This is a genomic window from Candidatus Desulfatibia sp. (genome assembly GCF_036446775.1).
In the GTDB taxonomy this organism is placed as follows: domain Bacteria; phylum Desulfobacterota; class Desulfobacteria; order Desulfobacterales; family UBA11574; genus Desulfatibia_A.
The window spans coordinates 1-7,741 of sequence record NZ_JAZFTO010000078.1 but is presented as its reverse complement, the minus strand read 5'-3'; the positions used below and the strand labels follow the sequence as shown (position 1 = coordinate 7,741).

Here is a 7,741-nt window from a genome sequence, read left to right as displayed (position 1 = left end):
CCTTGGGATTGCACATAAATTGGACATCAGGTCGGTCTAGGTTATAAGGTTCCGGGTTCCCGGTTCAGGCCTCCGGCTCGTAGAGGCACGATCCTACGCCTCGGAGAGGTTAAGCGCTTCGCGCTTTTTTCCTTAACCATTAATTCCATAGGGATAATACAACGAGGCGGCCGACCTCTGAACCTTTGAACGTTGAACCTTTGAACCCAACTTTTTGATTAGAGATGGAGCGTTTTGTCCAAAATTTCACCGCATCATCTATCATTATTTACGAGATCTGTAAATTAGGATGGGAAAAAACTGTTGCATCGCAAAATGGGAGTTGACCATTGATAAAAAACCCCGCTCTATAGTGGAGCGGGGTTCACCTTAAAATCAAAAGCTATGTTACCGGCTGCCTCTTTTGGAAGCTTTGAGCGGATTAAGTTTTGCTTTGCTGCCGTTAGAAGTTTTGGTAACATGAGAAGCAATGTTGCAACTTCCGTTTTTCCACTTCAGCGCAGGATCAGGACAAGCCGTGCAGTACCATCCGGCCGAAAATTCCGTACCGTGATTGCAGCCATTACATTTCTCTACGATTTCATGGCAAAGCCCGCCGTTGTAAGAACACCCCTTTGCAGTCATAAAAGGGCAATCAAAACCTTTTCTGATCGTTGAACACTCCATCGGAACCACCCCCTTTCTTTCATTTTAGATGCACTAAAAAAAAGGCCCGGAGACATCTGCTCCCGGCCCAGCAAGACAGGTTGCAAAATTTTTCGGGAATATAACCATGTGCCTTGATCTTGTCAACAATAATTTTTAGTGCCTTAACGGCAAATTTTATGTATAAAGAGTACTTGATTTTTAATTGCTAAATTGACAATTTATCGGTAACATATGATGAATTCCTATTATGGATGGAAACTAACCAGCAGAGGAACAAAAATATATGCCCATTAAACAAGCAATTGAGGTTCTCAAGATCGAAGCTGAAGGCATTTTGAAAATGGCCGACCGCATTGATGACAATTTTACCAAAATGGTTGAGCTTATCTATAATTCCGAGGGTCGTATAATCGTCAGCGGTATCGGCAAATCGGGTATCGTCGGCCGCAAAATCGTCGCTACTTTAAACAGCACCGGAACAAGATCTTTGTTTTTGCATCCAGCCGAGGCCATGCATGGAGATCTTGGCGTGGTCGGCCAGGAGGATATTTTCCTGGCCCTTTCCAATAGCGGCGAAACCGATGAGCTCAGCAGTCTTATCCCCAGTGTCCGCAAAATCGGGTGTAAAATTATCGCTTTTACCGGCGATAAAAATTCCACTCTGGCCCAAAACAGCGATATCGTCCTTGATGTCGGTGTCGAGCGGGAAGCATGCCCTTTAGGCCTTGCTCCCACTGCCAGTTCCACCGCCCTCCTTGCTATGGGAGACGCCCTTGCAGTAGTCCTCCTCAACAAGAAGCATTTTAATACCAGCGATTTTAAAAAGATCCACCCCGGCGGTACACTCGGCCAGCGTCTTTCCAACAAGGTTCAAGACATCATGTTAACCGGCACATCCATACCCCGGGTTACTGAAGGGACTTCTCTGGGAGATGCCGTCCGGGAAATCAATCGTTTGGAATTAGGGGCCGCCTTTGTTGTAAGTCATGATGATATTCTTCTCGGCATCATCACCGACGGTGACTTAAGACGCTTTCTTGCCAAAAATGAATCGATTTCGGGAAAAAGCACCGAAGACGTCATGAGTAAAAATCCACGAACAGTTAGCCCGAGTTCTCCTGCCTTCGATGCCCTGAACTTGATGGAACAATACCAGATTACCGTACTGCCCATAACAGATTCTGATGGAAGGGTTCTGGGAATTTTGCATCTACACGACATTTTAGGCAAAGGCGAGTTTAAATTCAACGGCACCTAAGGCAAAGAGGATATTATGCGTTACGGAGACTTTGACACCACGATACCGATCCTCGGTAAGGCCAAAATACCATCACCGATCCAAAGAGGGGAAAAAGGCGCTTTAAGCCGAAGTTTTGTAAATGACTCCGATAGGATTATAATCGATGTAAAATTAGATGATTTAATAAAGCTGGCTGAAAAAGGAAAAGACTTTCCTTCTTTTGAACTTGCCGGGCCCAGAAGAAAAATATATTTCGATCCCAGCAAGTTAAGATGCGCCCTGGTAACATGTGGCGGATTATGCCCCGGTTTGAACGATATCATTCGGGCGATCGTTTTGGAACTGTTCTACGGTTACGGCGTCAAGAACATTTTGGGCTTCAAGTACGGCCTTCAGGGCTTTATTCCACAATATGGGCACGATGTCATGGAGCTTCACCCCGAAAATGTTGGCAACATTCTCGAAAAGGGCGGTTCCATCCTCGGGTCTTCCAGAGGTCCTCAGTCGATCGACGAAGTTGTCGACACTCTGGAAAAGATGAACGTCGGCATCCTGTTTATGATCGGGGGAGACGGGACGCTTATGGCTGCGACCAAGATAGCAGATGCCGTCATCGCAATGGGCCTAAAAATAAGTGTTATTGGCATCCCCAAAACCATCGATAATGATATCTACCTGGTATCGAGGTCTTTTGGTTTCGAAACCGCCGTCGATGTAGCCACCCAGGCCATTCAGGGCGCTCATAACGAAGCTGAGGCCTATCCCGACGGGATCGGTCTGATTAAACTGATGGGCAGATATTCGGGTTTTATCGCCGCGACCGCCGCCCTTGCTCAGCAGGAAGTAAATTTTGTACTGATTCCAGAAGTCGATTTTGACCTGGAAGGCCCCCAAGGCTTATTCGTCGCCCTTGAAAATCGTTTGAACCTCAGAGGTCATGCGGTGATTGTTGTGGCAGAAGGGGCCGGCCAAAAATATTTCGAAAGCCGGGACGTTGACTTTGATGAGTCCGGAAATATCAGGCTTAAGGATATCGGAGTTTTTCTGAAAAATAAAATAGAATCCTATTTTATGTCCAAAAATATGGAAGTATCCATTAAATATATTGACCCCAGCTATACGATAAGGAGCCTGCCTGCAAATGCCAATGATCGTGCATTCTGCAGTTTTTTAGGGCGCGACGCCGTACATGCCGGCATGGCGGGCAAGACCAAACTGCTTGTGGGTCGTTGGAACAACCATTTTATACATCTTCCCATGAGTGCCTCCGCAGGAAAGCGCAAGCAGGTGAATCCCAAAGGAAAATTGTGGCTCAGTGTCCTGGGCGCCACCGGCCAGGGCGCTTTAAAATGAGGAATTCGGATAAAGGAGGCGATAGATCACATCTGCGTGTTTGCCGGCAGACCCCTGGTTTGACATTACCGCTTTTTTCGCCAAAGCTCCGATACGATCGGCAGCATCCGGATTCGTAAGATAATAGACAGCTTTTTCAGCCAGATCCCGCCCATCTTTTACCTGAATGCCGCCGCCTGTTTTATCGAGCAGCTCTTTGGCATCGAGGAAATCCTCCATTGAAGGACCGTACAGCACCGGTTTGCCCCAGGCGGCGGCCTCTAAAACATTCTGCCCGCCCAGCGGGACCAAGCTTCCGCCGCAAAAAACGACTGAAGCGACACTGTAAACGGCCTGCAGGTCTCCAATGGTGTCAATGATTACTATCGACGCCGTCCGCAAACCATTTTTGTTTAGGTCTGTTCTGAACTGGCATGAAAACCCCCGGTCCTTAACCAGAGTGGAGATTTGATGCGCTCGCTGTATATGCCTTGGGGCGATAATAAGCAGGGTTTCGGGTACAGCTTGGATAATTTTTTGATAAACATCGAGAACGATTTCTTCTTCCGAGCTGCGGGTACTTCCCGCCACAAAAACCGGCTGGCCTCCTTTCAAGCTAAAAAGCCTCTCCATTTTTGTTTGCTGAGATGTATCTGCATTTTGAAGCAGTAGATCATATTTTGCATTCCCGTTTATTTCTATTCTTGCTGGTGGTGCTCCCATCATTTCTATCCGTTTTGCATCAGCCTGGCGAATCATGCTAAAGGCGCCAACATGTTTTAATGTTGCCTTTATTAAGGGCCGAATCTTTAAGTATCCCTTGATGGAGCGCACGGAAATTCTGCCGTTTACCAGGGCTGTCTTTATCCCCATTCGTTTGGCCTCAAGCAGCCAGTTCGGCCATATTTCGGTCTCCAAACAGACCAGAACGTCCGGTTTAAGAGCTGCCAGGGCCTTGCGAACAGAGATGACAAAATCGACTGGTGCATATATGCAAACAGCACGTGATCCCAGTTTGTCTTTAGCAAATGCCTGGCCGTGTTCTGTCGTGGTTGAAAGGATGACGGCGCAATCCGGCATCAGCAGAAAAAGAGATTCAATCACGGCCATAGCGACACTTACCTCTCCCACTGAAACAGCATGAATCCAGATTCGAGGCGATCCGGCAAGGCCTTCTACAAGTTCGTCAGGGTATATTCCCAAACGCTGGTTCAAATTGTCGCTATAGCGGCCGCTGAGGCGTGTATATAACCAGAAGGGCGGAAAAAAGGCGATAAAAATGATAGAACTGAGCAAGCTATATACTCTATAGGCCAGGTTCATCAGGTTGAGTTTCGGGTTTTGGATTCCGGTTTGCGAGTTACGAGCTACTGTTTACTGTTCACCCCGTTAAATTCCGCAGGACCATTTAACAGGGGCCTACTGCTTACTTCCTACTGATCACTGATTGCTGTTCACTGTTTACTGGTTCGTGACGTTCTAATTCGACAAAACCCCGGCCTTTGATTTGAAGAAGAAATAATTTTTTGCGGACCTCTCCGCTGCTGTCAAATGAAGTTAGACCGGTTACGCCCTCGTAGTTGCTAAGCTGCATGAGTCCTTTTTTAAGTGCGCTTCTATATCGCATTTCGGGACGGCTCACCATTTTGAATAGAATCATAGCGGTGTCATAGGCGACGGCCTCAATGAATCCCGGGTTTTCCCCGTAAGTCTTTCGGAAATCTTTAACAAAGTCTTTTACATTGGCTGAAGCGCTCTGTGCAAAAAAACCATCCGTCATTACGGCACCCTGAGCATATTGCCGCGACATCTCGATCAGATTGTCGGAATGCCACAAATTAGTGCCTAAAAGATAGATGTCCTTAACATCATAATATGCCAGTTGAGGTATAATCAGCCCGGACTTCGCGGGTGCATCAGGGATGAAAACGGCATCAAAGTCAATAATGGGTTCAGGTTCCTCTTCCTTTTCATCTTTTTGATCAGTCGCTTTTGTTTGTTCATCAGCCGGCTCTTCAGCTGGTTCTTCCGCTTGATAATTATCCTCGGTATCGTCTGCAAACTGGAAATCCATATCAATAAAATTATCGATCAGGTCCAAATCATTTTCAGCCTCATATGCCCGATGCATTTCGGCTTTAAGATCCTCAGGCACTTCATAATAAAGCCCCACGAGTTTTTTGATGGGATCGGCAAAATCAGTATGGGTCGAGTTGTATGATTCAACGCCGACAATTCTGCCTCTATGGGCAAGCACTTCATCCCAGAATAAATTCATAAAGGTCGTTCCATAATTTTCGTCAGGATAAAGAATTGCAAAACGTTGCAGCCCGAGCGATTCAACGGCAAAAGATACAATGGTTTTCACCTGCATTGCGGGGGTGAAAAAATTTCTGAAGACATAGTCGCCGATCTGAGTAATACCTTCTTTTTGGGTTAAAGTGACGATGGGGATCCCGCTGTGTTGAGCCTCCACACCAGCGGTTTCAGCGGTGACCAGCGGACCGATAATGGCGGCGACATTCTCTTTGAACAGTTCTTTTACAGCTTCCGCGGCTCTATCAGGATCAGACCCTGTGTCCTTAAAGATTATCTTGATCGCATGGTCGATATTTTGGGAGCTGAAACGGTTCAGAGCAAATTCAACTCCTTTGAGCGCCCGGTTGCCATAAGCTCGGTAACGGCCGCTAATGGGCAACAGACAGCCTATGGTGTAGCGGCTATAGACAGACTTTTTGCTGATCGTTTCCAGCAGACTTTGAGCCTGCCGGCTTCTTGCATGCCCTGGGAAATTTTCGATAAAGATCGACAGCACTCTTTCAGCATACTCGTACTCTTCTTCTTCCAGGTGGTTAAGCCCGAGCTGGTAGAGGAGATAACCGGCCGGAAACCCATCCTCCGTGCGGTTTAAAAGAAAGACGAACTCTTCTGAATCAAGCTGTACGGCAGCCTCCTCGAGCTGGGAAATAATACCCTCTTTTTCTGAATCCTTTGATTTTTTATATGCCAAGACATAGTTAGTTACGGCATCTACCGGGGAACCCATGGCTAAATAAGTATCCCCCAAAAGTAGATGTGTTCTGAGATAGGGTGCTCTGGGGACAGCCCCTTTGAGAAAGTCGGCCGCCTGCTCGATAACTTCTGAATACATGCCTTCGTTGTAATAGCTGATCAGGATTCCAACCCGGGCATCTTGGGCAAATGAACTGCCCGGATATTCGGCAATCAGTCGTTGGTAAACATCACGCGCCTTTGAGTGGCTGCCAAGGGCCGCATGGATAGCTCCTATTTTTAAAAAAGCGCCGGCGGCCAGTGGCCCGCCCTGAAACCGGGCAAGGTATTCATTATAGGACTCACGGGCTTCCCGGTAAGACTTTGCCTGAAACAATTTTTCGGCCTTTGAATAGAGTTTTTTTCCGGGGCCGGCCTCTCCGGGAACAGTTAAAACAGTTGTTTTGGGCAGACAGCCCCCCAAAAGGATCTCCAGCAGCAGAAGCAATATTATGGCGATTGGCTTTGTGGATTTCATTCCTAAGCACGCGCACGTGGTTTAATCAATTTTATGCATTTGATGTCGCGTTGATATTACATGCATTATCATTCCGACATGAAACTTACTCTGATTTTACAACAAAGGCAAGTTCAACCTATAAGTTTATCAACAGGCAATTAATTAGTTTCCATCCATAAATGGCTATTTTTCCGATGAGCGGCGTTCTCCGCGGGTTTCAGCCCTCGACGTACTGCCGTACGCCTCGGGCGAAAACCCTTGTGCGGCCTTGCTCATCGAAAAAATATCTCATTTATGAATTGGAAACTACTTAGTGCTCAAATGTATTTATGGATGGGGACTAGTTAGCTTGATGGAGCGTAGCGGAAATCCCGCTAATCGGGGCTACGGGGATAGGAATTTTAGCCTTTCGCCATTTGAGCGGCATAGCCGCGTTTCATAAAATCGTAACACGATTTTATTATGTTTATTGATTTTTTCTACAATTTGAAAAATGCCGGGATACCGGTCAGTCCGACTTCGTTTCTGACCTTGCAAAAAGCGCTGAATATGGGGCTGATCAATTCCGTGGATGAGTTCTATACATCCGCACGGGCGATTCTTGTTAAAAGCGAGCGCTATTTTGATAGCTATGATCAGGTTTTTGCTCATCGTTTTGAAGGGGCTGAATTGCCCGAACATGAAGGGATTGAACTCGATGAAATTGCCAGGGCCATGCTGGATGAGTGGCTTAAAGATCCCAGGAAGTTTGCCAACGCCCTTGACATGGATGAATCGGAGCTAAGCCAACTGACGCCCGAAGAGTTGATCGAATACTTTAAAGCACGTCTGGAAGATCAGAGAGGACGTCACGTCGGGGGGGCAACATGGATCGGTACCGGCGGGACTTCTCCGGTGGGGCATTCCGGGCATCATCCGAACGGAATGCGCGTGGGGGGCGTGTCCCGTAATAAGTCGGCCGTTAAAGTCGCCCTGGAAAGAAGGTATAAGGATTATTCCCGGAGGGGTCC

General features: G+C 47.1%; 5 protein-coding genes and 1 pseudogene. 3 read left to right on the top strand and 3 right to left on the bottom strand.

The features are described 5' to 3' along the window. Positions 1–387: 387 nt before the first annotated feature. A complete protein-coding gene (locus tag V3S16_RS03375; protein WP_413883263.1) occupies positions 388–666 on the bottom strand; it encodes a PxxKW family cysteine-rich protein in 279 nt (92 codons plus the stop codon). 265 nt (positions 667–931) lie between these two features. Here V3S16_RS03375 and V3S16_RS03370 point away from each other — a divergent pair, with 265 nt between their 5' ends. Together V3S16_RS03370 and V3S16_RS03365 are read left to right on the top strand one after the other, a co-directional pair. After that, complete coding sequence (locus V3S16_RS03370) at positions 932–1,906, top strand: KpsF/GutQ family sugar-phosphate isomerase (RefSeq protein WP_413883262.1); 975 nt, start codon at positions 932–934, stop codon at positions 1,904–1,906. Between the two features lie 15 nt (positions 1,907–1,921). After that, positions 1,922–3,241 (top strand): ATP-dependent 6-phosphofructokinase, encoded by a 1,320-nt coding sequence (locus V3S16_RS03365; RefSeq protein ID WP_413883261.1) that lies wholly within the window; start codon positions 1,922–1,924, stop codon positions 3,239–3,241. Here the strand turns inward: V3S16_RS03365 and V3S16_RS03360 are convergent. Continuing rightward, entirely contained in the window at positions 3,233–4,516 is a 1,284-nt protein-coding gene (locus V3S16_RS03360; protein ID WP_413883260.1) for a 3-deoxy-D-manno-octulosonic acid transferase, read from the bottom strand. The genes V3S16_RS03365 and V3S16_RS03360 overlap by 9 nt on opposite strands. A 130-nt stretch (positions 4,517–4,646) precedes the next feature. After that, complete coding sequence (locus tag V3S16_RS03355; RefSeq protein WP_413883259.1) at positions 4,647–6,749, bottom strand: ABC transporter substrate-binding protein; 2,103 nt, start codon at positions 6,747–6,749, stop codon at positions 4,647–4,649. 444 nt (positions 6,750–7,193) lie between these two features. Between V3S16_RS03355 and V3S16_RS03350 the strand changes: the two are divergent. Continuing rightward, positions 7,194–7,741 (top strand): annotated as a pseudogene (locus V3S16_RS03350) (hypothetical protein); the annotation flags it as partial.

What these genes read in the sequence shown, in the direction of transcription:
- V3S16_RS03375 (WP_413883263.1), bottom strand. Translation starts at nt 666, where the DNA reads ATGGAGTGTTCAACGATCAGAAAAGGTTTTGATTGCCCTTTTATGACT.
- V3S16_RS03370 (WP_413883262.1), top strand. Translation starts at nt 932, where the DNA reads ATGCCCATTAAACAAGCAATTGAGGTTCTCAAGATCGAAGCTGAAGGC.
- V3S16_RS03365 (WP_413883261.1), top strand. Translation starts at nt 1,922, where the DNA reads ATGCGTTACGGAGACTTTGACACCACGATACCGATCCTCGGTAAGGCC.
- V3S16_RS03355 (WP_413883259.1), bottom strand. Translation starts at nt 6,749, where the DNA reads ATGAAATCCACAAAGCCAATCGCCATAATATTGCTTCTGCTGCTGGAG.